Origin of the sequence: Spirillospora albida, from assembly GCF_000718255.1 — a bacterium.
GTDB classification, from domain to species: domain Bacteria; phylum Actinomycetota; class Actinomycetes; order Streptosporangiales; family Streptosporangiaceae; genus Spirillospora; species Spirillospora albida.
The window spans coordinates 247,800-273,885 of the sequence record NZ_JOFJ01000003.1; the positions used below are offsets into that span (position 1 = coordinate 247,800).

Genomic DNA, 26,086 nt, shown 5'->3' on the forward strand with positions numbered 1-26,086 from the left:
TGCCGCGAGCGCGTCCATGGAAACATCACGCGCCGGGCGCAAAGATCTCGCCAACTACCGGAGAGTAAGGGCCGCTTCCCGGGCAAGGACGTTTTGGATGTCCCGATCGGGTAGGTGGTGGCACATGCACGTCGAGACCGAAGGTGTCGGCCGTATTCCCATTTTGGACGTGGAGCCGGTGGTGGGCTGCGGCCGGTGGCCCGCGAAGGCGGTGGCGGGAGAGACGGTCGAGGTGCGCGCGACGGTGTTCCGCGAGGGCCACGAGCGGCTGGGGGCGGCGGTGGCGCTGCGCACCCCGGACGGCGAGGAACTGCCGGGCGCGCACATGACCGAGGTCGGCCAGGGGCTGGACCGCTGGGCCGCGGAGGTGACCCCGACCGAGCCCGGATCGTGGTCGTTCCGCGTCGAGGCATGGGGCGACCCGATCGCGCACTGGCGGCACGACGCCCGCATCAAGGTGCCCCGCGGCCAGGACGTGGACCTGATGCTTACCGAGGGGTCGCTGCTGTTCACCCGCGCCGCGGACGCCGTCCCGAGCAAGGACCGTCCGACGCTGACGCGGCTGGCCAGGCACCTCGCGGACCCGACCGTCCCGGCGGGCGAGCGGCTGCGGGCCGTCGAGAACGCCGACGTGTGGGAGGTCCTGGAGCGGCACCCGCTGCGGGACCTGCTGACCGTCACCCCGTGGTTCCCGCTGGTGGTGCACCGGCAGCGGGCGCTGTACGGGGCGTGGTACGAGTTCTTCCCGCGGTCGGAGGGCGCGCAGACCGACCCGATGGGGCGGCGCGGCCCGACCTCCGGCACGTTCCGGACGGCGATGAAGCGGCTGCCCGCGATCGCCGACATGGGGTTCGACGTCGTGTACCTGCCGCCGATCCACCCCATCGGCACGACCTTCCGGAAAGGGCCGAACAACACGCTGGACGCGGGGCCGTACGATCCCGGTTCGCCCTGGGCGATCGGTTCGCCGGACGGCGGCCACGACGCGATCCACCCCGACCTCGGCACGCTCGCCGACTTCGACGCCTTCGTCGCCCACGCCAGCCACAACGGCCTCGAGGTCGCCCTCGACCTCGCGCTGCAGTGCTCCCCCGACCACCCCTGGGTCAGGGAGCACCCGGAATGGTTCACCACCCGCGCGGACGGCACCATCGCCTACGCCGAGAACCCGCCGAAGAAGTACCAGGACATCTATCCGCTGAACTTCGACAACGACCCCGAGGGGCTCTACTCCGCCGTCAAGGGGGTCATCCGCCACTGGATGGACCACGGCGTCCGCATCTTCCGCGTCGACAACCCGCACACCAAGCCCGTGCCGTTCTGGGAGCGGCTGCTGGCCGACATCCGGGCCACCGACCCGGACGTGCTGTTCCTCGCCGAGGCGTTCACCCGCCCGGCGATGATGCACACCCTCGCCAAGATCGGTTTCCACCAGTCCTACACGTACTTCACCTGGAAGAACTCCGCCGACGACCTGCGGGAGTACTTCTCCGAGCTGAGCGGGCCGGCGGCGTCCTACATGCGGCCGAACGTGTTCGCCAACACCCCCGACATCCTCAACGAGTACCTGCAGCACGGCGGCCGGCCCGCGTTCGTGATCCGAGCGGTCCTCGCCGCCCTCCTCTCCCCCACCTGGGGCGTCTACTCCGGATATGAACTGTGCGAGAACATTCCCGTCCGGCCGGGCAGCGAGGAGTATCGTGATTCGGAGAAGTACCAGTTCCGGCCCCGCGACTGGGACGCCGCCGAACGCGACGGCACGTCCCTCGCCCCCCTCATCACCCGGCTCAACACCTTCCGGAACGCGCATCCCGCCCTTCAGTACCTGCGCGGCCTCCATTTCCACCACGTCGACCAATCCGAACTGATCGCCTTCTCCAAACGCCATCCCGGCACCGGCGACACCGTTCTCGCCGTCGTCAACCTCAATCCGCACCAGGTCCGCGAGGCGACCGTCTTCCTCGACCTGCCCGCCCTCGGGCTGCCCGCGGACCCCGACCGGCCGTTCACCGTCACCGACGCGCTGGACGGCGCCTCCTACACGTGGCGCCACGCCAACTACGTCCGGCTGGATCCCCATGTCCAGCCGGCGCACATCCTCACGTTCCGGAGTGACGAGAGTTGAGCGGACCTTACGAACCTCGCTATCCAGGCGGCCCCGACGACGCGCCCGGCCCGATGCCGGGCGACGAGCTGCGCGGTGAGATCCCGCCCGAGGGGCTGCCCCCGGCGCACGAGCCGATCCCGGACTCCTTCAGCCCCGAGACGCCCCGCGATCCGCACTGGTTCAAGACCGCGGTCTTCTACGAGGTGTCGGTGCGCGGGTTCGCCGACTCCAACGGCGACGGCTACGGCGACCTGCGCGGGCTGATCTCCAAGCTCGACCATCTGCAGTGGCTCGGCGTCGACTGCCTGTGGCTGCTGCCGATCTACCAGTCGCCGCTGAAGGACGGCGGCTACGACATCGCCGACTACACCAAGATCCTTCCCGACTTCGGGGAGCTCGGGGACTTCGTCGAGCTGATCGAGCAGTCCCACGCGCGCGGCATCCGGGTCATCGCCGACCTCGTCATGAACCACACCAGCGACGCGCACGCGTGGTTCCAGGCGTCCCGCAAGGACCCGGACGGCCCGTTCGGCGACTTCTACATGTGGTCCGACACCGACGACAAGTACTCCGAGGCCCGCATCATCTTCGTGGACACCGAGTCGTCCAACTGGACGTTCGACCCGGTCCGCGGGCAGTACTACTGGCACCGGTTCTTCTCGCACCAGCCGGACCTCAACTACGACAACCCGGCCGTCCAGGACGCCATGCTGGAGGTCCTGCGCTTCTGGCTCGACCTCGGCATCGACGGGTTCCGGCTCGACGCCGTCCCGTACCTGTACGCCCGCGAGGGCACGAACTGCGAGAACCTCCCGGAGACGCACGCCTACCTCAAGCGGGTGCGGGCCGAGGTGGACCGCCTCTACCCGGACCGGGTCCTGCTCGCCGAGGCGAACCAGTGGCCCGCCGACGTGGTCGAGTACTTCGGCGACCCGGGCGCCGGCGGGGACGAGTGCCACATGGCGTTCCACTTCCCCGTGATGCCGCGCATCTTCATGGCGGTGCGCCGGGAGCAGCGCTACCCCATCTCCGAGATCATGGCGCAGACCCCGAAGATCCCGGAGTCCTGCCAGTGGGGCATCTTCCTGCGCAACCACGACGAGCTCACCCTCGAGATGGTGACCGACGAAGAGCGCGACTACATGTACTCCGAGTACGCCAAGGACCCCCGGATGAAGGCGAACATCGGGATCCGCCGCCGGCTCGCGCCGCTCCTCGACAACGACCGCAACCAGCTGGAGCTGTTCACCGCGCTGCTGATGTCGCTGCCGGGCTCGCCGGTGCTGTACTACGGCGACGAGATCGGGATGGGCGACAACATCTGGCTCGGCGACCGCGACGCCGTCCGGACCCCGATGCAGTGGACGCCCGACCGCAACGCCGGCTTCTCCAAGTGCGACCCCGCCCGGCTGTACCTGCCGATCATCATGGACCCGATCTACGGTTACCAGTCCGTTAACGTGGAGGCGCAGGCCAACAACCCCGGGTCGCTGCTGCACTGGACCCGCAAGATGATCGAGATCCGGCAGCGGCACCCGGTGTTCGGGGTCGGGACCTATGTCGAGCTGTCGGCGTCCAACCCCTCCGTCCTCGCGTTCACCCGCGAGATCCACAACGGTGAGAGCAACCAGTGGGGCGGGCAGGACACCGTCCTCTGCGTGAACAACCTCTCGCGCTTCCCGCAGCCCGTCGAACTGGACCTGCGGCGGTTCGAGGGGTCGACGCCGATCGAGTGCATGGGCGGCGTCCAGTTCCCGGCGATCGGCGAGCTGCCGTACCTGCTCACGCTGCCGGGGCACGGCTTCTACTGGTTCCTGCTTCCACCCCCGCCGGAACGCGCGGGCGAAGGAGGGGTGTGACCCATGCTCTTGTTGGATCGGTCCATCACGGACCTGCTCGCGAACTGGCTGCCCCGGCAGCGCTGGTTCGGCGGCAAGGACCGCGTCATCGACGGGCTGTCGATCGGCTCGGCGACCGAGCTGGCCTCCGGCGAGCCCGGCCTGCACCACCTCGTCCTGGACGTGCGCCAGGGCGGCGCCGTCGAGCGCTACCAGGTGCTCCTCGGCGTCCGCGACCACCTGCCGGACGCGCTGCGCGCGCACGCCATCGGGCGCGTCGCCGGCGGGCACGGCATCGGCGGGGAGATCTACGACGCCGTCCACGATCCCGAGCTCACCCGCCTGCTGCTCGCCCACCTGTCCGGCGAGACCACCGTCGGGCCCCTGCGGTTCCGCCGGGCGCCGGACGCCGTGATCCGCACGGGCCTGCACGGCGTCCCCACCTCGGCGGAGCAGAGCAACACCTCCCTGGTCTTCGGTGACGCCTACATCTGCAAGCTGTTCCGCCGGCTCTCGCCGGGCACCAACCCCGATCTTGAGATCAACCTCGCGCTGTCCCGGCAGGGGTGCGCGCACGTCCCCGCCCTGTACGGCTGGCTCGAGCTGGACGCGGGCGGCGCCGAGCCCGCCACGTGCGCGCTGCTGTCGGAGTTCCTGCTCAGCGCGACCGACGGCTGGCAGCTCGCGCTGACGAGCGCCCGCGACTGGTTCGCCCAGCCCGTCCCGCCCGGTCCGCCAGAACCCGTCTTCACCAGCGCGGACGCGGGCGCGGCGGGCGGCGACTTCGCCGCCGAGGCGGAGCGGCTCGGTGCCGCCACCGCCGCCGTGCACCGCGACCTCGCCGCCGCGTTCGGGACGGACACGCTGCCGGCCGCCGAGGTCCGCGACCTCGCCGGCCGGATGACCGCACAGCTCGACGAGGTGGCCGCCGCCGTCCCGCAGCTGCGGCCGCACGCCCCGGCGATCCGCGCCGCGTTCGGCGCCGTCGCGGCGGAGGCCGGCGAGCTGCCGGTGCAGCGCGTCCACGGCGACTACCACCTCGGCCAGGTCATGCGGACCGACGCCGGATGGGTGCTGCTCGACTTCGAGGGCGAGCCGGCCAGGACCCCGGCGGAGCGCCGCGCCCCGGGCCATCCGCTGCGCGACGTCGCCGGGATGCTCCGGTCGTTCGAGTACGCGGCGCGGTTCCTGCCCGTCCAGGACGGCGACGCGTCCCCGGACGCGGCCGTGTCCCTCGAGCGGCGCGCGGTGGCGTGGGCCGACCGGAACCGGGACGCGTTCTGCGCCGGCTACGCGGCGGCCGGCGGGCCGGATCCGGCCGCGCACGCGGCGCTGCTGCGCGCGTTCGAGCTCGACAAGGCCGTCTACGAGATCCGCTACGAGGCGCGCAACCGCCCGGCGTGGCTGCCCGTCCCGCTGCGCTCCCTCGCCCGCCTGTCCGGCTGAGCCGCCGCCCGCCCGCCGGTCCGCGTCACAGGTCGATCGAGTAGTCCAGGATCACGCGGTCGGCGGGCAGGACGATGTCGCGGCACACCTCCATCACGCCCCGTCCGGACAGCAGCCGGCGAGTGATCGCGAACACGGGCACGCCGCCCGGTATCCGCAGCGTCTCCATCTCCTCCGGGGTCGGCATCCGGGACCGGACGGACTCCTCCACCCGGGTCGGCGGGTGGCCGAGATAGGCCAGCTGCGCGAGCGTCCCGCCGGGCCACGGCTCGCGCGCCGGGTCGGCGACCGGCGTCTCCCCGACGAGGTCCCACGGCAGGAAGGTGACGGAGATCTGCTGCGGCTCGCCGCGCGCGTAGAACACGAACCGGCGGCGGAGCAGCTCCGTCCCGGCCGGGCGCTCGAACAGGGCGCCGAGGTCGGCGTCGGCCCGCACCCGGGTGAACTCCCGGTCGAGCCGGTACTCCTGCCAGGTGATCCGCTGGTCGCGGGTGAACGTCGTCTCCGGCGCCGCGCGGGCCTCCGCCACGCCCCGGTACCGGTCCATCGCGACGCGGCGGGCGGGCGGGACGACCCGGACGACGGTGCCGCCACCGCGCCGGGTCTCCACCAGGCCCTCTCCGCGCAGCAGCGCCACGGCCTGCCGGACGACGATCTCGGAGACGCCGTGGGCCGCGCAGAGCTCCGCCATCGTCGGCAGCCGGGTGCCGGGTGCCAGCGTGCCGTCCCGGATCCCCTCTCGGAGCCGGTCCGCGATGCGCAGGTAGGCGGGACGGTCGGGCACCGGCGTCACCTTCCCTTCGGCGGGGCGTTCGCGGGACGGCGCCCGCGCTATCCGCGGGGGCACGGTCCACTTACGCCCAGCTTGACACTCTTCAAGCGGAGTCAGACTTTTGTATACAGAAGAACCGTCTCGTGGAAAGGACGACCTTGATGGGCGACTTCGCGGAGCGGAAGGCGGCCATCGAGGAGGACTTCCCCGGCTGGCAGGTGTGGCGCAGCGACGCCGGCCGCTGGTACGCGACGCGCAGCGGCGACCTCACCGACGCTCAGCTCCGGGCGGGATACGCGATGACCGTGGCCGCCGACGACGCGGCCGGTCTGCGCGCCCTGCTGCGGGAGCAGACGCGGGAGGGCTCGTGAGCGGGCGGCGGGGGACGGGACGGGGAGCCGTGTGGCCTGCGGGGTGGGGAGCGGCACGTCCCGGTCCGCGCGGGGGCGGACCGGGACGGTGCCGAAGGGGGCACCGGGACGAAAGGTACCTGTGTCCCGGAGGTGACACCGGCGGCTGACCGCGGCGCCGGTGCCGGTGTCACTCCGGGGCCCGTACGAGGTCACCGCGGAGGCCGCCGGGCGGCGCCGCGGGGCCGCCGGACGTGGCCGCACGGGCGGCGCATCCGGCGCGACCCCCGACGAAGGTCGCGCCGCCCGTGCGGTCGCACCACGTCGGGCCGAAGGAACCGCAAATCTTCGCGGAATCAGCGTGGCGCACCGTGTGAGACGGGCCCGTCTCCGGGCAGTCCTAAGGAGGTACAGCCCTCTGGAGGACAGCAGCGAGGAGGCCATGAGGCCATGGCTCGGGTGACGCGCGCGGAGATCGACCGGCTCGTCGGCGGTGACCACCACGACCCACACGGTGTCCTCGGGGCCCATCCCGGGCGGGACGGGGTGACCGTCCGGGCGCTGCGGCCGCTCGCGGAGAAGGTGGACGTCCTGCTGCCCAACGGCGACCGGCATCCGCTCCGCCATTTCCACGAGGGCGTGTTCGCGGGCACCCTCCCCAAGACCGCCTCCCTGTCGGGCGGCGGCGCGGACAAGGCGCCGCTCGCCGTCCCCGACTACCGCCTCGCCGTCACCTACGGCGACGGCGCCGAGACGATCCAGGACGACCCGTACCGGCACCTGCCGACGCTCGGCGAACTGGACCTGCACCTCATCGGCGAGGGCCGGCACGAGGAGCTGTGGAAGGTGCTGGGCGCGCGGGTCCGCACCTACGCGTCGGCGTTCGAGACGGTCACCGGCACGGCGTTCGCGGTGTGGGCGCCGACGGCCCGGGGCGTCCGCGTCGTGGGCGACTTCAACCACTGGGACGGGCGGGCGCACCCGATGCGGTCTCTGGGCTCGTCCGGCGTGTGGGAGCTGTTCGTGCCGGGCGTCGGCGACGGCACCCACTACAAGTTCGAGATCCTCTGCGCGGACGGGCGGTGGCGCGCGAAGGCCGACCCGATGGCGCAGCACACCGAGGTCCCGCCGGCGACGGCGTCCCGGGTGTTCACGTCGCGGTACGAGTGGTCGGACGGCGACTGGATGGACGCCCGTAAGGGCCGCGACTGGCTGCACGAGCCGATGGCGGTGTACGAGGTGCACCTGGGGTCGTGGCGCCCGGAGCTCGGATACCGGGAGCTCGCCAAGGAGCTCACCGAGTACGTCACGGAGATGGGCTTCACCCACGTGGAGTTCCTGCCCGTCGCGGAGCACCCGTACGGTCCGTCGTGGGGCTACCAGGTGACGTCGTACTACGCGCCCACGTCCCGGTTCGGCGACCCGGACGACTTCCGGCACCTGGTCGACGAGCTGCACCGGGCGGGGGTCTGCGTCATCGTCGACTGGGTGCCCGCCCACTTCCCCAAGGACGAGTGGGCGCTGGCCCGCTTCGACGGCACGGCCCTGTACGAGCACGAGGACCCCGGCAAGGGCGAGCACCCCGACTGGGGCACGCTCGTGTTCAACTTCGGCCGCGCGGAGGTCCGCAACTTCCTCGTCGCGAACGCGTCGTTCTGGCTGGAGGAGTTCCACATCGACGGGCTCCGCGTGGACGCCGTGGCGTCCATGCTGTACCTGGACTACTCCCGCAAGGAGGGCGAGTGGACGCCGAACATCTACGGCGGACGCGAGAACCTCGAGGCCATCTCCTTCCTCCAGGAGATGAACGCGACCGTCTACAAGCGGAACCCCGGCGTCCTGACCATCGCCGAGGAGTCGACCGCGTGGCCCGGCGTCTCCCGCCCCACGCATCTCGGCGGGCTCGGGTTCGGGTTCAAGTGGAACATGGGCTGGATGCACGACACCCTCGAGTACCTCAGGCACGAGCCCGTCTTCCGGAACTACCACCACAACGAGATCACGTTCTCGCTCATCTACGCGTTCTCGGAGAACTACGTCCTGCCGCTGTCGCACGACGAGGTCGTCCACGGGAAGGGCTCACTGCTCAGCAAGATGCCCGGTGACGCCTGGCAGAAGTTCGCCGGGCTGCGCGCCCTCCTCGCCTACATGTGGTCCCACCCCGGAAAGCAGCTCCTGTTCATGGGGCAGGAGTTCGGGCAGGGCGCCGAATGGGCCGAGCAGCGCCCGCTGGACTGGTGGCTGCTGGAGAACGCCGCGGAGGGGGCCCTCCATGTCGGGCTGCAGAAGCTCGTCAAGGAGATGAACCACGCCTACCGCTCCCACCCCGCCCTTTGGCAGTGCGACAGCGAGGAGAACGGGTTCCGCTGGATCGACGGGAACGACGCCGCCGGGAACACTGTGTCCTACCTGCGGTACGGGTCCGGTCCGGACGAGGAGCGGCCCGTCCTGGCGTGCGTCGTGAACTTCGCGGGCGCTCCCCACGAGAACTACCGGATCGGCCTGCCGTCCGAGGGCGGCTGGCGGGAGGTCCTCAACACCGACGCCTTCGAGTACGGCGGCAGCGGGGTCGGGAACCTGGGCCGGGTCGAGGCGACCGGGGAGCCCTGGCACGGGCTGCCCGCGTCCGCGACGCTGCGCGTCCCGCCGCTCGGCGCCGTCTGGCTCGTCCCCGAGTGATCGGGGCCGGGCGGCTCAGCGGCGCGGCAGGTGGTCGAGGAGCCAGCGGGGGCCGGTGACGGCGGCGCCCGCCGCCTCGCAGCGGGCGCGCAGCTCGCGGTCGGCGGTCACGACCAGGTGCGCCTTGTCGGGGCCGCGGCCGGTGACGAGGTCGACGATCCGGTCGTCGCCGCTGCCGGGCGCGGCCACGACGCCGACGCCGTCCGCCGGCTCGTCCGCGACCGCCCTGGCGGCGCCCTCCACGACCATGACGACCTCGGGGAAGAAGCGGTCGAACGGGACGAGCCCGCCGCCGGGGACGCCCCCCGCGACCGCCTTCAGGTCGTCGCGCAGCCGCGCGTTGGCCCCGGCCCGGTCCTTCCACCACCCGTCCGCTCTGGCGCCCACGACGTTGGCCGCGTCCACCACCAGGACGACCTGCTTCATGGCGTTCCGGAGCACGGGCCAGGAGCGCGCGAACGGCGCGAACAGCCTGCGCTGCCCTACCTCCTCCGCCCGGACCCATTCGGCCCTCCGGGTCTCCCTGGAGGCGGGGCGGACGGGCACCATCTCCGGTATCTCGCCGGCCACCGAGGTGAAGGACCAGCCGCCGTGGTCCTCGATCCGGGTGCCCCTGACCTCCACGAGACCGATGTCGAGCGTGCACTCCTCCGACGTCTCCCGGAGGGCGCCCGTCACCGGGTCCTCATGGCTGTGGATGGCACCGCCGAACATGCCCCATGTCCCCGCCCCGAGCCCCCACATGCCCCGCTGCTGCAAGAGCACCCACACCTGGCCGTCCGCGTCGCGGTGGTACGCGAGCAGCCCCGCCGCGCCGTGCCGGCCCCAGTGCGTGTGCCCCTGCCCGCACCCGGCCCATCCGTCGCCGTCTCCCATGGTGGCGACGATATCCTCGTCACCCGCCCCGGCGCCCCTGGTGACGAACGGCACAGTGCCCGGCCCCGCTTGACCGAATACGATTCGGAGATTGTCCGCGGAGCAGGGAGAGTGGCGTTGAGCGTCGAGGCGGATCCTGGAACGTCCCAGCAGGAGGCGGCCGAGATGTGGAACAGGTTGTCCGGCGCCGAGCTCATCCGGGCGATCGGTGAGGGCCGCTTCCCGGAGGTGTCGGACGTCGCGTCCTACATCGGGCAGCGGATCACCGGCGCCGACCCGGGCCGCGTCGACATCGCCTGGACGCCCGGAGAGCGCCTCTGCAATCCGGGCGGCACCGTCCACGGCGGCTACATCGCGATGATCCTCGACAACGCGGTCTGCCTCGCCGCGACGAGCACCTGCGACGTGTTCATGCCGATGCTGACGCTCAACCTCAACGTCGACTACCTGCGCGCCGTCCACGCCGGCGAGACCTACACGGTGACCGGCACCTGCGTGCACCCGGGGAGGACCAGGATGTTCTCCACGGCCGCCATCACCGACGCCGCCGGGCGACCGCTGGCGCAGGCGTCGGCGAGCGTCATCCCCAACAAGGCCTTCACGCGATAGGCGGTACCGGCGCATAGGCTGGGGGCCATGGTGGATCCCGGCACAGTCGTCAACGTCATCAAGCAGGCGAAGGAGCGGCGGACCGCCCCGCTGGTCCTCGAACTGGACCTCACCGACGGGATCGTGGAGACCGCGCCCGCGGACCCGATCTCGGCGCTCATGTCGATGCGCCGCACGACCCTGCGGGACGTCCTGGACGGCCTGCGCCGCGCCCGCACCGACCCCCGCGTCCGGGCGCTGGTCGTGAAGATCAGCGGCGGTGTCGGGCTGGCGCTCGTCCAGGAACTGCGCGAGGCCGTCGCGGAGCTGCGGGAGGCCGGCAAGCTGACCGTCGCCTGGGCCGAGACGTTCGGCGAGAGCGGGCGCGGCACGATCTCCTACTATCTGGCGACCGCGTTCGACACCGTGCACCTGCAGCCCACCGGCGACGTCGGGCTGACGGGCGTCGCGCTGGAGGAGCCGTTCTTCGCGGGGGCGCTGGAGAAGGCCGGCGTCCAGCCGCGGTTCGGGCAGCGGTACGAGTACAAGACCATGGCGAACACCTTCATGGAGAAGGCGTACACGCCGGAGCACGAGGAGTCGTCCAGGCGCCTGGTCGCCTCCATCGCCGAGCAGGTCGTCCGCGGCATCGCGGAGGGGCGGGACCTGCCGGAGGACAAGGTCCGCGACCTCGTCGACCGTGGTCCGCTGCTCGCCGGCGAGGCTCTGGACGAAGGGCTCGTCGACCACCTGTCCTACCGCGACGAGGTCTACGGGGCCCTGCGGGAGCGGTTCGGCGCCGCCGTCCAGCTGCGCTACGTCGCCCGCTACAACCGGACGCACGGGCTCGCCCGCCGCATCCCCCAGCCCGGCCGCCACGACGGCATCGCGCTGATCAACGGCCAGGGCCCGATCCGGCTCGGCCGCAGCGGGCGCGGCGGCCCGCTGCCGGGCTCCGGCCCGGCCATGGGGTCCGACACGATCGGCGCCGCGTTCCGCGCGGCCGTCGAGGACGACCACGTCAAGGCGATCGTGTTCCGCGTGAACAGCCCCGGCGGCTCCGCGGTCGCGTCCGACGCCATCTGGCGCGAGGTCGTGCTGGCGCGCCGCGCCGGCAAGCCCGTCATCGTCTCCATGGGCAATGTCGCCGCGTCGGGCGGCTACTACGTGTCCATGGCGGCCGACACGATCGTCGCCCAGCCCGGCACCCTCACCGGCTCGATCGGCGTCGTCGTCGGCAAGGCCGTCGTCAACGGCCTCCTCGACCGGATCGGCGTCGGGATGGGCAGCGTCGCCGAGGGCGAGCACGCCCGCTTGTTCAGCTCGACGAAGGACTTCAGCGAGTCGGAGTGGGAGCGCGTCAACGCGTCCCTCGACCGGATCTACGACGACTTCACCGCCAAGGTCGCCGACGGCCGGTCCCTGACGCGCGAACGCGTCCACGAGCTCGCGCGGGGCCGGGTCTGGACGGGCGCGGACGCGAAGGAGCACGGCCTCGTCGACGAGCTCGGCGGCCTCGGCACGGCCCTCGACCTGGCGCGGAAGGCGGCGGGGCTGGCGGCCGACGCACCGGTCCGGAGCTACCCGCACACGTCGCCGCTGGAGCGGCTGCGCCCGCCGGAGTCCAGCGAGGACCGCACCGCCGCGTCCGCCCGCTTCGACGGCTGGGGGTCGCTCGGCGGGATCGCCGCGCGGCTGGGCCTGCCGTCCGCCGGGCCCCTCACCCTGCCGGGTACATGGAACATCCACTAGGGCGGCCGGACTTCCTGGACGCCGTCGCCGGGTTCGCGACGGGTGTCGTGGTCCTGACCGTCCGGGACGGGCGCGACGACCACGGGACGACGGTGACGTCGTTCATGTCGGTGTCGCTGGAGCCGCCGATGGTCGCGGTGGGGGTGGCGTCGTCGTCCTACCTGGCGGAGGTGCTGCGGCGCCGTCCCCGGTGGGCGGCGACGGTGCTCGGCGCGGGGCAGCGGGCCCTGGCGGGCCGTTTCGCGGCGGCGGGACGCCCGGGGGCCCGGATCCTGCTGGCGGCGGAACCGCACCATCGCGGCCCCCTGTCGGAGGCCCTCATCGTGGACGACGGGCTCAGCGCACTGGAGTGCGAGACCCGTCAGACGGTGGACGCGGGTGACCACGTCCTGTTCATCGCCGAGGTCCTCTCCGCGGAGTACGTGGCCGCTTCGGCGGATCCCCTGATCCGGGTGAACCGGCGCTACCTCACATGACCCGGCGGCCCGCCTTCCAGACGGCGGCCGTCTGGGGGACGCCGGGCCGGTAGGCGAGGTGGATGTGGGACGGGGCGTCCAGGACATGGACGTCCGCCCGCGCTCCCGGGGCGAGGTTCCCGACGTCGGTGCGGCGCAGCGCGCGCGCTCCGCCCGCCGTGGCGGCCCACACGGCCTCCGCCGGCGTCATCCGCATGTCCCGGACGGCGACCGCCACGCAGAAGGCCATGCTGGACGTGTAGCAGGAGCCGGGGTTGCAGTCGGTGGCGATCGCGACGGTCGCCCCCGCGTCGAGCAGGCGGCGGGCGTCCGGATACGGCTGGCGGGTCGAGAACTCCACCCCGGGCAGGAGGGTCGCGACGGTCCGCGACGAGGCGAGGGCGTCGACGTCCGCGTCAGCGAGGAACGTGCAGTGGTCGGCGGACGCGGCGTCCAGTTCCACGGCGAGCCGCACGCCCGGCCCCCGCGTGAGCTGGTTCGCGTGGAGCCGGGGCGCGAGACCGGCCTTGATGCCCGCCTCCAGGACCTCCCGGGCCTGGTCGGCGTCGAACGCGCCCTCCTCGCAGAAGACGTCCACCCACCGGGCGTGGGGGGCGCAGGCGGCGAGCATGTCCGTCGCGGCGAGGCGCGTGTAGGAGGACGCGTCGGAACCGGCCGGAACGACGTGCGCGCCCAGGTAGGTGACCTCGTCCGCCAGTTCGGCGGCGATCCGCAGGGAGCGCTCCTCATGCTCGACCGTGAGCCCGTACCCGGACTTGCACTCCACGGTCGTCGTCCCCTGGCGGGCCATCTCGCCGATCAGCCGCCGCAGGTTGGCGCGGAGGTCGTCGTCGGAGGCGGCGCGGGTCCGCTCCACGGTGGTGCGGATGCCGCCCGCCGCGTACGGGCGCCCGCTCATCCGGGCCTCGAACTCCTCCGCGCGCTCCCCCGCGAACACCAGGTGGGCGTGGGAGTCGACGAAGCCGGGCAGGACGGCCCGTCCGGCCGCGTCGAACCGCTCGTCGGCGGGCGGCGCGGCGGCGGACGGCCCCGTCCAGGCGACCCCGCCGTCCTCGATCACGAGCGCGGCGTCCCGCAGTACGCCGAGCGGCCCCTCCCCGGTGCCGGGCTCGTTGGTGACCAGTTCCCCGATATTCGAGATGACGGTGCTAATCGTCGGGCTCCTCGTAGGTGACGGCCTCGATGGCGGCCGAGAGCGCGGCGGGCACGTCCTCCACGAGGAGGTGGCGCCCATCGTGGACGATCTGCCGGCCCGAGACCACGACGTGCCGGACGTCGGCGGCCGTCGCGGCGAACACGGCGGCCTCCGCCGCACCCCCCGGCCCGGCACCCGCGGTGCGGACGGTGTCGAGCGCGACCGTGGTCAGGTCGGCGTACGCGCCGGGCTCGATGCGGCCGGCCTCGGGCCAGCCGAGCGCCTGGTGGCCTCCGGTCGTGGCGGCGGTGAGCAGCTCCCCCGCCGTCCAGTGCCCGCGCACGCGGGAGCGGAGCCGCTCGTTCAGCTCCACCGCCCGCGCCTCCTCGAACAGGTCGATCACCGCGTGCTGGTCGGAGCCGAGGCAGAGCGGCGCGCCCGCGTCCGCGAGGCCGCGTGCCGGGCCGATGCCGTCGGCGAGGTCCCGCTCGGTCGTGGGGCACATGCAGACGCCGGTCATCGTCGCGCCGAGCAGGCCGATGTCGTCCTCACTCAGATGGGTGGCGTGGACGGCGGTGGTGAGCGCGCCGAGCGCGCCCGCCTCGGCGAGCACCCGCGTCGGGGAGATCCCGTAGGCGTCCTCGCACGCCTCGTTCTCGGCGGGCTGCTCCGACAGGTGGACGTGGAGGGGCGCCCGGTGGTCGCGCGCCCAGTCCGCCACGGCGCGGAGCTGCTCGCGGGGAACGGCCCGGACGGAGTGGATCGCGGCGCCCACGCGGGCGTGCAGCCGTCCCGTCTTGCCGGTCTGCTCGAAGAGGGTGTCGACGCGGCGCGCCCAGTTGCCGGCGGTCCCGTCGCCGAAGCGCAGCTGCGGCCCGGTGAGCGGCTTCCCGATCCCGCCCGCCAGGTAGCAGGTGTCGAGCAGCGTGATGCGGATCCCGGCGTCGGCCGCGGCCGAGATCACCGCCTCCCCCATCGCGTTCGGCGCGTCGTAGGGGTCGCCGCCCGGCCGGTGGTGCAGGTAGTGGAACTCGCCGACGCAGCTGATCCCCGCGAGCGCCATCTCGGCGTACACGGCGGTGGCGAGCGCGCGGTAGGAGTCGGGGTCGAGGCGGTCGGCGAGCGCGTACATCTGCTCGCGCCACGTCCAGAAGGTGCCCCGGTGCATCTGGACGCGGCCGCGGAGGGCGCGGTGGAAGGCGTGGGAGTGGGCGTCGGCCAGGCCGGGGAGGGTCAGGCCGGGGAGGCGGAGGGCGTGCGGGGCGGAGGGGACGTCGCGGGTGACGCCGGTGATGCGCTCGCCGTCCGCCTCGATGAGGACGTCGGCGGCGACACCGTCACCGAGCCAGGCGAACTGGGCATGCCATTGCATATCGGGCTTCCTACCCGTTCGCCAGGTCGGCCAGCACCGAGGTGAGCGCTTCCACTCCGGCGAGGCAGTCGGCCGGCTCGGCGCGCTCGGCGGGCGCGTGCGAGACCCCGGTCGGGTTCCGGACGAACAGCATCGCGGACGGGACGCGCGACGAGAGGATACCGGCGTCGTGCCCGGCGCCGGTGGGGAGGACGGGAACGTCGCCGAGGACCGCGGCAAGGCGCTCACGGAGGCCCTGGTTGAAGTCGACGACCTCGGTGTAGGACTCCTGCTCCACCTCGACCTCCACACCGTGGGCGCGGCCGGCCCGGCGCGCCGCGTCATGGGTTTCGGTCACGGTCCTCTGGACGGCCGCGTCATCCGGGCCCCGCGCGTCGAGCCAGGCCGTGACCGACGACGCGATGGCGTTCACCCCTCCCGGCGTGACCCCCACCTTCCCGACGGTCGCGACGGTCTCATTGCCTTCCGCCGACGCGCGGGCGGCGAGCACCATCTCGGCGAAGGGAACCATGGGGTCGCGCCGGTCTCGCAGACGCGTCGTCCCCGCGTGGTTGCCCTCGCCGATGAAACCGAACCGCCACCGCCCGTGCGGGACGATCGAACTCGCGATACCCACCGGCTCGCTGAGGGCACGCCCCTGCTCCACATGGAGTTCGACATAGCAGCCGATGCGCGCCAGGAGATCCTCATCAGGCCCGATGGAGGCAGGATCCAGCCCGGCCTTGTGCAGGACGTCCGCGAACGCGTTGCCGTCCTCATCCGTGAGGGCGCGCGCCCGTCCCGGGTCGATGGCGCCGGTGAGGAGCCGCGACCCGAGGCAGGCGACCCCGAACCGGGCCCCCTCCTCCTCCGCGAAGACGGCGATGCCGATGGGCCTTCCCGGGGCGGTCCCGCGCTCGCGGAGCAGGTCGACGGCGGCGAAGGCCGACACGACGCCGAGCGGCCCGTCGAACGCGCCGCCGCCCGGCACGGAGTCGAGATGGCTCCCGGTCAGGACGGCGCCGTCCCGCGCCCCGCCGGCCGGCAGCCACCACGCGATCATGTTGCCGTTGGCGTCGTGCTCGACCTCCAGGTCGCGGCGGCGCGCCTCGTCCAGGAACCAGGCCCGGCAGTCGAGCTCCGGCGGCGTCCACGCGAACCGGTGGTAGCCGCCGGACGCCGCGTCCCGGCCGACGGGCAGCAGGTCCGCCCACATCTCCTCGAAGCTCATCGGCCGAGCATCGGGATGTGGACGCCCCGGTCGGCGGCGACCTCGGCGGCCCGGTCGTAGCCCGCGTCGACGTGCCGCATGACGCCCGTCCCGGGGTCGTTGGTGAGGACGCGGCGGAGCTTCTCGCCCGCGAGGGCCGTGCCGTCCGCTACGCAGACCTGCCCGGCGTGGATCGACCGCCCGATGCCGACACCGCCGCCATGGTGGATGGAGACCCAGGTCGCGCCGGACGCGGTGTTCAGCATGGCGTTCAGCAGCGGCCAGTCGGCGATGGCGTCGGAGCCGTCCAGCATCCCCTCCGTCTCGCGGTAGGGGCTCGCCACCGAACCGCAGTCGAGGTGGTCGCGACCCAGGACGATCGGCGCGCTGATCTCCCCGCGCGCCACCAGGTCGTTGAACACCTCCCCTGCCCGGTCACGCTCCCCGTATCCGAGCCAGCAGATCCTGGACGGCAGACCCTGGAAGTGGATCCGCTCCCCCGCCATCCGGATCCAGCGCGTCAGCGGCTCGTTGTCGGGGAAGAGCTCCAGGATCGCGCGGTCGGTGCGGGCGATGTCCTTCGGGTCACCCGACAGGGCGGCCCACCGGAACGGCCCCTTGCCCTCGCAGAACAGCGGACGGATGTAGGCGGGCACGAAACCGGGGAAGTCGAACGCCCTCCCGTACCCGGCCAGCTCCGCCTCACCACGGATGGAGTTGCCGTAGTCGAACACCTCCGCACCGGCGTCCTGGAAACCGACCATCGCCTCCACATGGGCGGCCATCGACTCCCGCGCCTTGGTGATGAACCCCTTCGGGTCCTTCTCCCGCTCCGCGGCCATGTCCGCGAACGCGACACCGCGCGGAAGGTACATGAGCGGATCGTGCGCGCTCGTCTGGTCGGTGACGATGTCGATGGGCGCGCCCCTGCGCAGCAGCTCCGGGACGACGTCCGCCGCGTTGCCGAGCAGCCCGACCGACAGGGGCCGCCGCGCCGCCCTCGCCTCCTCGGCGAGGCGCAGCGCCTCGTCCAGCGAATCGGTGCGCAGGTCGCAGTACCGGTGCGCGACCCGCCGGTCGATGCGGGACGGGTCGCACTCCACGCAGATCGCGACGCCGCCGTTCATCGTGACGGCGAGCGGCTGCGCGCCGCCCATCCCGCCCAGCCCGGCCGTCAGCGTGATCGTCCCGGCCAGGGACCCGCCGAACCGCTTCTCCGCGACCGCCGCGAACGTCTCGTAGGTGCCCTGGAGGATGCCCTGCGTGCCGATGTAGATCCACGACCCGGCGGTCATCTGCCCGAACATCGTCAGGCCGAGCGACTCCAGCCGGCGGAACTCGTCCCAGTTCGCCCACTGCGGCACCAGGTTCGAGTTCGCGATGAGCACGCGGGGCGCCCACTCGTGCGTCCGGAAGATCCCGACGGGCTTGCCGGACTGGACGAGCAGCGTCTCGTCCCCCTCCAGGCCCGTCAGCGACCGGACGATGGCGTCGTAGGCGTCCCACGTGCGGGCCGCCTTACCCGACCCGCCGTAGACGACGAGCTCGTCAGGGTGCTCGGCGACCTCGGGGTCGAGGTTGTTCTGCAGCATGCGGAGGGCGGCCTCCTGCGGCCAGCCCTTCGCGGACAGCGTGGTTCCGCGCGCGGCGCGGACGGGACGGGGACCGGACATGAAGGCTCCTTAGGCGAGGGGGCCGGTGACGGCTTCGGCGGCGGCGACGAGCGCCCCGTCCCGCACCAGCTCGACGGCGGCGGCGATCTCGGGCGCGAGATACCGGTCGGGGCCGGGGCCCGGGACGGCGTCCCGCAGCCGCCGCACCACCGCACCGGTGGCGGGGCCGGGACGCAGCGGGCGTCGCAGGTCCAGCGCCCGCGCGGCGGTGAGGATCTCGACGGCGACGACCTGCGTCAGTCCGTCGACCACGTTCCGGAGTTTGCGGGCGGCGTTCCAGCCCATCGACACGTGGTCTTCCTGCATCGCCGAACTCGGAATGGAATCGGCGCTCGCCGGCGCCGCCAGCCGCTTCAGCTCGGACACGATCGCGGCCTGCGTGTACTGCGCGATCATGTGGCCGGAGTCGACCCCCGGGTCGTCGGCGAGAAAGGCGGGAAGCCCACCCGACCGGGCCTTGTCGAGCATCCGGTCGGTACGCCGCTCCGACATGGACGCGACATCGGCGGCCGGAATGGCGAGAAAATCGAGAACATAAGCGACGGGCGCCCCATGGAAGTTCCCGTTGGACTCAACACGTCCATCCGGCAGCACCACAGGATTGTCGATGGCAGAGGCCAACTCCCGCCCGGCAACGAGCTCGGCATGGGCCAATGTGTCCCTGGCGGCCCCGTTGACCTGGGGCGTGCAGCGCAGCGAATAGGCGTCCTGCACCCGCGTGCAGTCGGGCCCCCGGTGCGACTCCATGATCTCCGAGCCGGCCAGCAGCGCCCGCAGATTCGCGGCGGAAACGGCCTGCCCGGGATGCGGCCGCAGGTCCTGCAGATCGGCGGCGAACACCCGGTCCGTCCCGAGCAGGGCCTCAACGGACATGGCCGCCGCGATATCGGCGGTCGTGATGAGCCGATGCAGATCCTGGATGGCGAGGACGAGCATGCCGAGCATCCCGTCCGTCCCGTTGAGAAGGGCGAGCCCTTCCTTCGCGGCGAGCTTCACCGGCGTCAGCCCGGCCTCGCGCAACGCCGTGGCCGCGGGCTTGAGTTCGCCCTCCGCGTCCCGGACGAACCCCTCCCCGATGAGCGCGAGCGCGACATGGGCGAGCGGCGCGAGGTCCCCGGAGCACCCGAGGCTCCCGTGCTCGAACACCTGCGGCGTGATCCCCGCGTTCAGCATCGCCGCGAGCGTCCGCGCCGTGACCGGCTGGACCCCGGTCCGCCCCGTCGCCAGCGTCCGCAACCGGAGCAGCATCAGCGCGCGGACGACCTCGCGCTCGACCTCCGGCCCCGACCCCGCCGCATGCGACCGGACGATGTTCAGCTGCAGCTGATCGCGCATCTCCGGCGCGATATGCCGGGTCGCGAGCGCCCCGAACCCGGTCGAGACCCCGTAGACGGGACGCGGCAGCGCCGACAGCTCCTCGATGTGCGCCCGCGCCTCGCCGATGAGCCGCAGCGCCTCGTGGGTCATCACGACCTCGGCCCCGCCCCGGGCGACGGCCACGACCTGCTCGAAGCTCAGCGGATCCGGACCGACCGCGACACCCTTGTCCCCCATGACGAAGCTCATACCCACCATTGCAGCCGCCTCGCGCCCGGTGAACGAGGGCCTGCGACCACATAACGTCTCGGATACGAGACAATGTCCTCATGTCCCAGGTACCGGCGGCACGCCGGGCCCTAGCGGTGCTCCGCCTCCTCGCCGCGTCCCCCGGCCCGGTGCCCGCGTCGTCCATCGCGACCGCCCTCGGCCTGCCCCGCTCCAGCACCTACCACCTGCTGACCGCGATGGCGGAGGACGGCTTCATCACCTACCTCCCCGACGAGCGCCGCTGGGTCCTGGGCGTCGCCGCATTCGAGATCGGCTCCGCCTACCTGCGCCACGAACCCCTGGAACGCCTGGCCCGCCCCCTCCTGCGCCGCCTCGTCGACCGAGTGGGAGAGACGGCCCAACTCGGCATCCTCCACGGCCCGGAGACCCTCTACCTCCTCAAGGAGCAGCCCCGCCGCCACGCCACCCTGGTCACCGACGTGGGCGTCCGCATGCCGGCCCCCCTGACCGCCAGCGGCCGCTCCCTCCTGGCCCACCTGCCGTCGGCCCAGGTGAGAGCCCTCTTCACGACCCCGTTCATCACCCGCACGGGCAAGGGCCCGAAGAACCTGAGAGACCTGCGCCGCCTCCTCGCGGAAGACGCCCGCCGAGGCTGGTCCGTCGAGGACGGCCACATCACCGAGGGCTTCGCCAGCATCGCCGCCGCCGCCTTCGACCACACGGCGCGCCCCACCGCCGCAGTGACCATCACATTCCGCCGAGAAGACCACCCGGAAGAGACTTGGCCGTCTCTGGCAGACCAGGCCCGCAAGACCGCCGCCACCCTGACGACCCGCCTCAACGGCCGCCCGCCCGCTCCTCCATAGGGCCGAAGACGGGGTTCGAATCTCGATCGCCGACAGTGGAGGGGCGCGCGGGCTGTGAGCTGCTGTCCTTGACCGGCTCAGGCCCCGCGCACCTGCTGTGTGGCCAGGGACACCAGGCGGCCGCGTGTCGTCCGGTCGCGCAGGCTCAGGGTGAATCCCGCGTGAAGGTGACGCCGGGCCGCCCACTCCAGGCAGTCGATGGCATCGGCCTGAGCGTGAAGGCAGAGTTGTTCGCCCAGGCGTGTTCGAGCGCCCACGCATGGGCCGAGCAGAGGTCGGCGCCAGCCGGCTCGAACTCGTCCGACGTCGCGTCCCACACTCCGCCGGTACGCATGCCCCGAACATGGACGCGGTAGGCGGCCAGCCCCTCGGCCACCGTCCCCGCCTGCGGGACGGGAATCGGTTCGACGATCACACGTCCATTGTCCGCCACAGGCGCCATGCGGCGCCCGGCGCCGCGGGACATGTGCGGGGTCAGTGCCAGGTGGCTTGTTCGAGGCGGGTGGTGAGGCCGAAGGTGTTCCAGTTGTCGACGACCAGGATCTTCGACTCCGGCAGGTAGACGGTCTTCTGGGTGAAGCCGCCCTCGTCGCCGCCGCCGGCGGGGCTGACGCACGTGAGGTTCCACTCGCGGTAGTCGGCGCGATGGCCGAGGCCGACCTGCAGAAGCTTCTGGACGGTCGGCGCGCCGTTCGTCGTCGTGAAGGCGGACGGCCTGTTGGGGCAGGGCACCGAGTCCGTCCGCGGGTAGAAGGGGCGGTCCGGGGTGAAGGGGCGGCCCTCGTTGCCCAGCGCGATGTCCTCCGCGCTGAACAGCCAGAAGCCGCGGCAGGTGTCGGCCTCCGGGTAGCCCTTCTTGTCGCAGTGGCCGCCGGTGGTGACGTGGACGCGATCGCCGACGGAGTCGTCCGCGAAGCCGCTCCACGTGTACGGGATGCGAAGCGTCATCCCCTGGAAGTCGAGCGGCTTGGAATTGCCGGAGGTCTTCTTCGTGCCGGTGTGCTTCCGCGTGGTGGACGAGTTGCCCGACCCGACCTTGACGGTGCAGGCCGACATCGGCAGCAGAGCGAGCACGAGCGTCAGCGCGACACAGCGGGACCTGGACAAGACCGAACTCTTCCCCTCAGAAGGCGATCCGCCGACCGGCCGACTCCGGCCCCGGCGAACAGCGTGATGTCCGACGCGGCCCTCACCCGATTTCGGGCGACTTCCGCGTCTCCTCCGAGAGGATGCCGCGAAGACATCGCTCGGCCACAGGGACCACCGTCCCGTCACGAACGGGCGCGCATTCAGGACACACCGCACCGAACTTTCCGTCCGCCACAATGCGTTCATGAATCGCCAGGAGATCAGCATGCTCGCGCATGCCGACCACCCCATCGCCGCTCCGCTGCACGACGCCTCCGTCGAACGCCTGCTCACCCGGGCACTTCGCCGGGGCGACGAGCGCGTCCTCGACCTCGGTTGCGCTGAGGGCGCCTGGCTGATCCGGGCCGCGACCGAACGTCCCGGCGTCCGAGGAGACGGCGTCGACCTGAGTGCGCCCGCACTGAAGCGAGGCCGTGCGCGGGTCGAGGCGGCCGGGCTCGCCGGTCGTGTTCGCCTCCATCAGGCGGACGCGGCGACCTACTCCGATCCGCAGCCGTACGACCTGGTCATGTGCGTCGGCAGCACACACGCGCTCGGCGGCCTCCTGCCCGCCTTGGACGCGGCGGCCCGCCATCTCGCGCCCGGCGGCACGCTCATGATCGGCGACGGCTTCTGGGAGCGGGAACCCGGCGAGGAAATACTGGCGGCGGGCTTCACGCCGGACGAGTACACCGACCTCCCCACCACCATCGATCGGATCGAGGCGAAGGGCTGGGTCACCGCGTACGCCCACACCAGCACCCGTGCCGAATGGGACGACTACGAATGGTCCTGGACCGGCACCCTCGCCCGCTGGGCCCTGGAACACCCGGAGGACCCGGACAGCGGGGAAGCTCTGCGGACGGCCCGGCGGCACCGCGACGAATGGCTCCGCGGCTACCGCGACACGCTCGGATTCGTCACCCTTCTACTCCAACGCGACGGAACCGCGCCGGAATACAAGTGAACAGAGCGGAAGCCATGGATATCCGGCTCGATCAACGGCCCCGCGGCAACGCCGCAATCGATCACTTAACTTCGCGACATTCGCGTGGGGTGGGGCGTGGGGAAGGTGGCGCGGACGGTGCGGGCGTGCTCGTTCCCGCGCCAGGACCAGGTGGCGGCGAGGGCGGCGACGGTGAGCAGGCCCCGGCCGCCCTCCGCCCATTCGTCGACGTCGCGCACGCTCGGCTCGCCGGGACCGCCCTGGTCATCGACGCAGACGACGACGCCGGCGAGGTCCTTGCCGATGTGCACGGTGAAGCGTCCGCCGCTGCTGCCCGAGCGCGTGTGGCGGATGGCGTTCACGGACAGTTCGTCCAGGACGAGCAGGACGTCGTCCAGCACCGGAAGGCCGGTGAGGAGGTGTGCGGCGAACGCGCGGACGGCGCGGACCTGGTCGGTCCGGCCGGGGAAGTCGCGCCGCCAGTACATCGCGTCGTCGGTCGTGTCAGGGGCGGGGATGGCGAGCAGCATCGATCACCTCGGTTAGCGGTTCGTTCGCAGGCCGTTCCATCGTCACGGGCCGCGCCCCTCCCGTCCGCGGAAGCGTCGACCGTGCCGCCCGCGACGGCACCGGGCACATGGGCGCCGGGAACGTTCGGATCGTTTACGTAAACGATCCGAACGTTCGCGCGCGGAACGGGGCGTCCTGGCGAACACGCTTTCGAGGACACCAACAGATGCCGCGTGGTAACACAGGGTGCGGCGCCGGTCACCGGACCGTCGCGGCCGCCCTCGTCCGCCGGACCGCTCCTGGAGGTCAGCGGTGACCAGCCCCTTCGTCCGCCGCAACCGCCTCGCCATCGAGCTGCGCGCCCTGCGCGAGCAGCGCGGCATGACCGCCGAGGACCTGTCCAAGCAGATCTTCCGGTCCCGCATGACCATCTCCAAGCTGGAGAACGCCCGCTGCCGCCCCCAGATCGGCGACGTCCTCAAGATCCTGGATGCCCTCGGCGTGGAGGACGACGAGTGGCGCCGCATCCTCGGCATCGCCCGCGACGCCGCCGAACGCGGCTGGTGGGACGCCTTCGGCGACGCCATGGGCGCGCGCCAGCGCATGTACGCCGACATCGAGTCCGGAGCCGACACGATCCGTGAATACAACCAGTTCACGATTCCGGGCTTTCTGCAGACTCCGGACTTCATCGAGTTCATCATCGAAATGGCGTTGGCCGAGGGCGAATCCAGCTTCACCCCGGACCGCCTCTTCGAAGCACGGCTGCGCCGCCAAGAACAAATCCTCGGACGAAGCGGTCCTCGCTACGAAGTCATCCTCGACGAACTCCTCATACGCCGCCCGACGGCACCCGCTCCCGTCATGCTGCGTCAGCTCAGAAGCGTGATCGACGTGGCACAGACCCATCCACGAATCACGGTCCTCGTCCTGCCGCTGGTCGCGGACTTCACGGGCCGACTACTCCCCAAGTCAGCGTTCTTCCTCTACACCTTCCCCGACCCGGCAGACCCACCGATGGTGGTCGTTGACACCGTGAGCGCCGACATCGTGCACACCACCGACAAGGAATTCATGAGGTATAACCAACGATACGAGCATCTTCGGCAGGCCAGCCTTTCGGGCGCCGCCAGCCTTGGCCTCCTGATCGATGCGGCCGACGCACTCGAGAACGGGATGACGTCCTCACCATGACCGCTCAGCTCACACGATGGCGCAAGGCCCGCTTCAGCGAGGCCGACGGTGCATGCGTTGAGATCGCGCGCTTTGCCGACGGCATGATCGGCGTGCGCGACTCGAAGGCCGGTGACCGTAGCCCCATCCTGAACCTCACCCCGAACCAGTGGACGGAGTTCCTTCACGTCATCCGGTCCTCATAGCGCGGGTCGAGCGGTCAGAGCAGGCGGGTGAGGGCTTGCGTCAGCTGGGCCTTCAGCGGGTCGTGTGCTGGGCTCAAGCGGTGGCGGGGAGCTTTTCGTTCCTCGCCGTACAGCCATATACCGGGGTGCGGCGGAACTCCTCCGGCTCCCACGTGTACCGGGGATGGACGTGGGCGTGCAGGTGGGGCCACGCGTTGCCGAGGATCTCGTAGTTGAGGCGCGCGAAACCGGAGTCGCGCGCGGCGCAGACCGTTTCCACCGCCTCCCCCAAAATGGCCATGTCCGAGAGGAACGCGGCACGTTCCGCCCGTGACAGGTCGGTCAGGTGGTCGGCGCGGCCCGCGTACAGAAGCAGGCTGTAGCCCGGCAGGTGCTGGGTGTCGCCCATGACGGCCCAGCCGGTGGTCATGCGGGCCAGGACGGTCGGGTTCTCGCCCTGCTCCGCCGCGGCGATCCGGTCGTCCAGCAAAGGTGTTCCTCTCCTGGAAATGGCGAGGCCCGCCGTCGGGTGACGGCGGGCCTCGGCGCGGGTTCTAGACCAGGGCGTTCTCGGTCAGCCAGGTCTTGGCGACCTTGGCCTGGTCCTCCTTGTCGATGGCGATCTTCTTCATCAGGTCGAGGAGGTGCTGCGTGGTGAGCTTGGCGGAGACGGCGTTGAGGGCGGCCCTCGCCTGCTCGTTCACCTGCGACTTGTTGATGAGGGGCGTGACGTTCTGGGCGCTGAAGACGTTCTTCGGGTCTTCCAGGACGACCAGGCCGTTCTCGGTGATGGTCGGGTCGGTCGTGAAGAGGTCGGCGGCCTGGATCTTGTTCTCGGTGAGGAGCTTCACCAGGGCGGCCTGGGCGCCGGCGTCGAACGGCTGGAACTTCTTGAACTCGACGCCGTAGACGTCCTTGAGGCCGACGAGGCCCTGCTGCCGGGTCTTGAACTCGGACGGGCCGCCGATGACGAGCTGGTTCGCGACCGGCTTGAGGTCGGCGATCGTCTTCAGCTTGTACTTGGTCGCCGTCTCCTTGTTGACGGTGACGGAGTCCTTGTCCTCGGCGGACGCCGAGTTCAGGATCTCGACGGCCGACGGGAGCTTCGCCTTGAGCGCGGTGTTGATCTCGTCGGTCGTCACGGCCTTGCTCGCCTTGTCGACCGAGGTGGTCAGGAGGGCGCCGTTGTACTCCGGCATGACGGAGATGCCGCCCTTGACGACCTGGTCGTAGTAGATCTCGCGGGCGCCGATGTTGAACTTCCGCTCGACCTTGAGGCCCTTGGCCTCGAGGGCCTGGGCGTAGATCTCGGCGAGGAGGTTGCTCTCGGGGAAGTTGGCGCCGCCGACGGTGATCGTGCCCTTCTCCCCGCCGCCTCCGGCCAGGGGGTCGTCGTCCCCGCCGCCGCCGCAGGCCGTCAAAGTCAGGGCGGCCACCAGGCCGACCACGGCGCCTCGGATCAATTTCTTCATATCGT

24 protein-coding genes are annotated in these 26,086 nt (G+C 71.7%); 12 read left to right on the forward strand and 12 right to left on the reverse strand.

Annotation, left to right across the window (positions count from 1 at the left end; translation table 11 throughout):
- The first annotated feature begins 124 nt into the window (after nucleotides 1–124).
- From IE99_RS0105725 to IE99_RS0105735, 3 genes are read left to right on the forward strand one after another with little or no spacing between them, the layout of a single operon-like run.
- A complete protein-coding gene (locus IE99_RS0105725; RefSeq protein WP_030164649.1) occupies nucleotides 125–2,125 on the forward strand; it encodes an alpha-1,4-glucan--maltose-1-phosphate maltosyltransferase in 2,001 nt (666 codons plus the stop codon).
- Between the two features lie 53 nt (nucleotides 2,126–2,178).
- Nucleotides 2,179–3,966, forward strand: a complete 1,788-nt coding sequence (gene treS / locus IE99_RS0105730) for a maltose alpha-D-glucosyltransferase (RefSeq protein WP_211258739.1) — start codon at nucleotides 2,179–2,181, stop codon at nucleotides 3,964–3,966.
- A 3-nt stretch (nucleotides 3,967–3,969) separates the two neighbouring features.
- Nucleotides 3,970–5,391, forward strand: coding sequence for a maltokinase N-terminal cap-like domain-containing protein (locus IE99_RS0105735; RefSeq protein ID WP_030164653.1), 1,422 nt, complete (start codon nucleotides 3,970–3,972; stop codon nucleotides 5,389–5,391).
- A 25-nt stretch (nucleotides 5,392–5,416) separates the two neighbouring features.
- Here the strand turns inward: IE99_RS0105735 and IE99_RS0105740 are convergent, their stop codons facing one another.
- On the reverse strand, nucleotides 5,417–6,175 hold the full coding sequence (locus IE99_RS0105740; protein ID WP_030164656.1) for a GntR family transcriptional regulator: 759 nt from the start codon (nucleotides 6,173–6,175) through the stop codon (nucleotides 5,417–5,419).
- 149 nt (nucleotides 6,176–6,324) lie between these two features.
- Between IE99_RS0105740 and IE99_RS0105745 the strand changes: the two genes are divergently transcribed.
- Complete coding sequence (locus IE99_RS0105745; protein ID WP_030164659.1) at nucleotides 6,325–6,534, forward strand: hypothetical protein; 210 nt, start codon at nucleotides 6,325–6,327, stop codon at nucleotides 6,532–6,534.
- Between the two features lie 429 nt (nucleotides 6,535–6,963).
- A complete protein-coding gene (gene glgB / locus IE99_RS0105750; protein ID WP_030164662.1) occupies nucleotides 6,964–9,192 on the forward strand; it encodes a 1,4-alpha-glucan branching protein GlgB in 2,229 nt (742 codons plus the stop codon).
- Nucleotides 9,193–9,207: 15 nt separating this feature from the next.
- On the opposite strand, the gene IE99_RS0105755 is transcribed toward glgB, so the two are convergent.
- A complete protein-coding gene (locus IE99_RS0105755) occupies nucleotides 9,208–10,068 on the reverse strand; it encodes an NUDIX hydrolase (RefSeq protein ID WP_030164665.1) in 861 nt (286 codons plus the stop codon).
- 111 nt (nucleotides 10,069–10,179) lie between these two features.
- On the opposite strand from IE99_RS0105755, the gene IE99_RS0105760 reads away from it, so the two are divergent.
- Genes IE99_RS0105760 through IE99_RS0105770 form a run of 3 tightly spaced genes read left to right on the forward strand, consistent with a single transcriptional unit; the run spans nucleotide 10,180 to nucleotide 12,884 of the window.
- Nucleotides 10,180–10,677, forward strand: a complete 498-nt coding sequence (locus IE99_RS0105760) for a PaaI family thioesterase (RefSeq protein ID WP_425423794.1) — start codon at nucleotides 10,180–10,182, stop codon at nucleotides 10,675–10,677.
- A gap of 27 nt (nucleotides 10,678–10,704) precedes the next feature.
- On the forward strand, nucleotides 10,705–12,408 hold the full coding sequence (gene sppA, locus IE99_RS0105765) for a signal peptide peptidase SppA (protein ID WP_030164671.1): 1,704 nt from the start codon (nucleotides 10,705–10,707) through the stop codon (nucleotides 12,406–12,408).
- Entirely contained in the window at nucleotides 12,393–12,884 is a 492-nt protein-coding gene (locus IE99_RS0105770) for a flavin reductase family protein (protein ID WP_030164674.1), read from the forward strand. The genes sppA and IE99_RS0105770 overlap by 16 nt, the downstream gene beginning before the upstream one ends.
- Here the strand turns inward: IE99_RS0105770 and hutI are convergent.
- The 5 genes from hutI to hutH are packed head-to-tail and all read right to left on the reverse strand — an operon-like array spanning nucleotide 12,877 to nucleotide 19,807.
- Nucleotides 12,877–14,037, reverse strand: a complete 1,161-nt coding sequence (gene hutI, locus IE99_RS0105775) for an imidazolonepropionase (protein ID WP_030164677.1) — start codon at nucleotides 14,035–14,037, stop codon at nucleotides 12,877–12,879. The two genes, IE99_RS0105770 and hutI, sit on opposite strands and share 8 nt — an antisense overlap.
- Entirely contained in the window at nucleotides 14,033–15,391 is a 1,359-nt protein-coding gene (locus tag IE99_RS0105780) for a formimidoylglutamate deiminase (protein WP_030164678.1), read from the reverse strand. Before IE99_RS0105780 ends, hutI begins: the two co-directional genes overlap by 5 nt.
- A 10-nt stretch (nucleotides 15,392–15,401) precedes the next feature.
- A complete protein-coding gene (locus IE99_RS0105785; protein ID WP_030164681.1) occupies nucleotides 15,402–16,601 on the reverse strand; it encodes an allantoate amidohydrolase in 1,200 nt (399 codons plus the stop codon).
- Nucleotides 16,598–18,253 carry a urocanate hydratase gene (gene hutU / locus IE99_RS0105790; RefSeq protein ID WP_030164683.1) on the reverse strand — a complete coding sequence of 552 codons (1,656 nt, stop codon included), beginning with the start codon at nucleotides 18,251–18,253 and terminating at the stop codon, nucleotides 16,598–16,600. The genes IE99_RS0105785 and hutU overlap by 4 nt, the downstream gene beginning before the upstream one ends.
- Before the next feature lie 9 nt (nucleotides 18,254–18,262).
- Nucleotides 18,263–19,807, reverse strand: a complete 1,545-nt coding sequence (hutH, locus tag IE99_RS0105795) for a histidine ammonia-lyase (protein WP_157610085.1) — start codon at nucleotides 19,805–19,807, stop codon at nucleotides 18,263–18,265.
- A 92-nt stretch (nucleotides 19,808–19,899) separates the two neighbouring features.
- Between hutH and IE99_RS0105800 the strand changes: the two genes are divergently transcribed.
- Nucleotides 19,900–20,667: an IclR family transcriptional regulator gene (locus IE99_RS0105800; protein WP_030164690.1), complete on the forward strand. Its 768-nt coding sequence runs from the start codon at nucleotides 19,900–19,902 to the stop codon at nucleotides 20,665–20,667.
- A 145-nt stretch (nucleotides 20,668–20,812) separates the two neighbouring features.
- Here IE99_RS0105800 and IE99_RS0105805 read toward each other — a convergent pair whose 3' ends face one another.
- The gene (locus IE99_RS0105805) at nucleotides 20,813–21,082 is read right to left on the reverse strand and encodes a hypothetical protein (RefSeq protein ID WP_030164693.1); all 270 of its coding nucleotides are present in this window, start codon (nucleotides 21,080–21,082) and stop codon (nucleotides 20,813–20,815) included.
- Between the two features lie 59 nt (nucleotides 21,083–21,141).
- Entirely contained in the window at nucleotides 21,142–21,774 is a 633-nt protein-coding gene (locus tag IE99_RS0105810; RefSeq protein WP_030164696.1) for a hypothetical protein, read from the reverse strand.
- 226 nt (nucleotides 21,775–22,000) lie between these two features.
- Between IE99_RS0105810 and IE99_RS0105815 the strand changes: the two genes are divergently transcribed.
- Complete coding sequence (locus IE99_RS0105815) at nucleotides 22,001–22,762, forward strand: SAM-dependent methyltransferase (protein ID WP_030164698.1); 762 nt, start codon at nucleotides 22,001–22,003, stop codon at nucleotides 22,760–22,762.
- 65 nt (nucleotides 22,763–22,827) lie between these two features.
- On the opposite strand, the gene IE99_RS0105820 is transcribed toward IE99_RS0105815, so the two are convergent.
- Complete coding sequence (locus IE99_RS0105820) at nucleotides 22,828–23,271, reverse strand: ATP-binding protein (RefSeq protein WP_051712079.1); 444 nt, start codon at nucleotides 23,269–23,271, stop codon at nucleotides 22,828–22,830.
- Nucleotides 23,272–23,563: 292 nt separating this feature from the next.
- On the opposite strand from IE99_RS0105820, the gene IE99_RS0105825 reads away from it, so the two are divergent.
- Both IE99_RS0105825 and IE99_RS0105830 read left to right on the forward strand, forming a co-directional pair.
- Nucleotides 23,564–24,445: a helix-turn-helix domain-containing protein gene (locus tag IE99_RS0105825; RefSeq protein WP_030164701.1), complete on the forward strand. Its 882-nt coding sequence runs from the start codon at nucleotides 23,564–23,566 to the stop codon at nucleotides 24,443–24,445.
- The gene (locus tag IE99_RS0105830; RefSeq protein ID WP_030164705.1) at nucleotides 24,442–24,630 is read left to right on the forward strand and encodes a DUF397 domain-containing protein; all 189 of its coding nucleotides are present in this window, start codon (nucleotides 24,442–24,444) and stop codon (nucleotides 24,628–24,630) included. The genes IE99_RS0105825 and IE99_RS0105830 overlap by 4 nt, the downstream gene beginning before the upstream one ends.
- A gap of 73 nt (nucleotides 24,631–24,703) precedes the next feature.
- Here IE99_RS0105830 and IE99_RS28890 read toward each other — a convergent pair whose 3' ends face one another.
- Both IE99_RS28890 and IE99_RS0105840 read right to left on the reverse strand, forming a co-directional pair.
- Nucleotides 24,704–25,099 carry an HIT family protein gene (locus IE99_RS28890; RefSeq protein WP_245623075.1) on the reverse strand — a complete coding sequence of 132 codons (396 nt, stop codon included), beginning with the start codon at nucleotides 25,097–25,099 and terminating at the stop codon, nucleotides 24,704–24,706.
- Between the two features lie 64 nt (nucleotides 25,100–25,163).
- Nucleotides 25,164–26,081 carry an ABC transporter substrate-binding protein gene (locus tag IE99_RS0105840; protein ID WP_030164707.1) on the reverse strand — a complete coding sequence of 306 codons (918 nt, stop codon included), beginning with the start codon at nucleotides 26,079–26,081 and terminating at the stop codon, nucleotides 25,164–25,166.
- Between the last annotated feature and the right edge of the window lie 5 nt (nucleotides 26,082–26,086).

Bases quoted from the DNA above. Each gene is read 5' to 3' on its own strand.
- IE99_RS0105725 (WP_030164649.1), top strand. From the start codon at position 125: ATGCACGTCGAGACCGAAGGTGTCGGCCGTATTCCCATTTTGGACGTG.
- treS (WP_211258739.1), top strand. From the start codon at position 2,179: ATGCCGGGCGACGAGCTGCGCGGTGAGATCCCGCCCGAGGGGCTGCCC.
- IE99_RS0105735 (WP_030164653.1), top strand. From the start codon at position 3,970: ATGCTCTTGTTGGATCGGTCCATCACGGACCTGCTCGCGAACTGGCTG.
- IE99_RS0105745 (WP_030164659.1), top strand. From the start codon at position 6,325: ATGGGCGACTTCGCGGAGCGGAAGGCGGCCATCGAGGAGGACTTCCCC.
- glgB (WP_030164662.1), top strand. From the start codon at position 6,964: ATGGCTCGGGTGACGCGCGCGGAGATCGACCGGCTCGTCGGCGGTGAC.
- IE99_RS0105755 (WP_030164665.1), bottom strand. From the start codon at position 10,068: ATGGGAGACGGCGACGGATGGGCCGGGTGCGGGCAGGGGCACACGCAC.
- sppA (WP_030164671.1), top strand. From the start codon at position 10,705: ATGGTGGATCCCGGCACAGTCGTCAACGTCATCAAGCAGGCGAAGGAG.
- IE99_RS0105770 (WP_030164674.1), top strand. From the start codon at position 12,393: ATGGAACATCCACTAGGGCGGCCGGACTTCCTGGACGCCGTCGCCGGG.
- IE99_RS0105780 (WP_030164678.1), bottom strand. From the start codon at position 15,391: ATGCAATGGCATGCCCAGTTCGCCTGGCTCGGTGACGGTGTCGCCGCC.
- IE99_RS0105785 (WP_030164681.1), bottom strand. From the start codon at position 16,601: ATGAGCTTCGAGGAGATGTGGGCGGACCTGCTGCCCGTCGGCCGGGAC.
- hutU (WP_030164683.1), bottom strand. From the start codon at position 18,253: ATGTCCGGTCCCCGTCCCGTCCGCGCCGCGCGCGGAACCACGCTGTCC.
- hutH (WP_157610085.1), bottom strand. From the start codon at position 19,807: ATGGGGGACAAGGGTGTCGCGGTCGGTCCGGATCCGCTGAGCTTCGAG.
- IE99_RS0105800 (WP_030164690.1), top strand. From the start codon at position 19,900: ATGTCCCAGGTACCGGCGGCACGCCGGGCCCTAGCGGTGCTCCGCCTC.
- IE99_RS0105815 (WP_030164698.1), top strand. From the start codon at position 22,001: ATGAATCGCCAGGAGATCAGCATGCTCGCGCATGCCGACCACCCCATC.
- IE99_RS0105820 (WP_051712079.1), bottom strand. From the start codon at position 23,271: ATGCTGCTCGCCATCCCCGCCCCTGACACGACCGACGACGCGATGTAC.
- IE99_RS0105830 (WP_030164705.1), top strand. From the start codon at position 24,442: ATGACCGCTCAGCTCACACGATGGCGCAAGGCCCGCTTCAGCGAGGCC.
- IE99_RS0105840 (WP_030164707.1), bottom strand. From the start codon at position 26,081: ATGAAGAAATTGATCCGAGGCGCCGTGGTCGGCCTGGTGGCCGCCCTG.